Origin of the sequence: Pseudoalteromonas sp. SG44-5, assembly GCF_014164175.1 — a bacterium.
Classification (GTDB): domain Bacteria; phylum Pseudomonadota; class Gammaproteobacteria; order Enterobacterales; family Alteromonadaceae; genus Pseudoalteromonas; species Pseudoalteromonas nigrifaciens.
In genome coordinates this window covers 1-690 of record NZ_JACJES010000060.1, presented here as the reverse complement: position 1 = coordinate 690, position 690 = coordinate 1, and the positions used below count along the sequence as shown (strand labels likewise).

Below are 690 nucleotides of genomic sequence, written 5' to 3'. Positions count from 1 at the left end.
TTTCAGGCGAGCTTTCTTAATAACACTGCACTGACTATTAAATAGTAAGTGGCGTCCCCAAGGGGATTCGAACCCCTGTTACCGCCGTGAAAGGGCGGTGTCCTAGGCCTCTAGACGATGGGGACACATACATGTGTCACTAGGACAACTGAATTTTTAGACTCGTTTCAGGCGAGCTTTCTTAATAACACTGCACTGACTATTAAATAGTAAGTGGCGTCCCCAAGGGGATTCGAACCCCTGTTACCGCCGTGAAAGGGCGGTGTCCTAGGCCTCTAGACGATGGGGACGCAGAAATTGGTTTGCAAATCATTGATTTGCTATTTCTGTGTAAGATGAGACCGAGCCTGTGAGGCGAATGGCATTATCTTCTCAGAAACATTTTCTGTGTCACTAGGACAACTGAATTTTTAGACTCGTTTCAGGCGAGCTTTCTCAATAACACTGCACTGACTATTAAATAGTAAGTGGCGTCCCCAAGGGGATTCGAACCCCTGTTACCGCCGTGAAAGGGCGGTGTCCTAGGCCTCTAGACGATGGGGACACATAAATGTGTCACTAGGACACTGAATTTTTAGACTCGTTTCAGGCGAGCTTTCTTAATAACACTGCACTGACTATTAAATAGTAAGTGGCGTCCCCAAGGGGATTCGAACCCCTGTTACCGCCGTGAAAGGGCGGTGTCCTAGG

General features: G+C 47.8%; 3 tRNA genes. All 3 read right to left on the bottom strand.

Going from position 1 to position 690, the window contains the following annotated elements:
- Nucleotides 1-49: 49 nt before the first annotated feature.
- Nucleotides 50-125 (bottom strand) — tRNA-Glu (locus H5079_RS18170).
- An 89-nt stretch (nt 126-214) separates the two neighbouring features.
- Nucleotides 215-290 (bottom strand) — tRNA-Glu (locus tag H5079_RS18165).
- Between the two features lie 178 nt (nt 291-468).
- A tRNA-Glu gene (locus H5079_RS18160) sits at nt 469-544 on the bottom strand.
- Nucleotides 545-690 lie beyond the last annotated feature (146 nt).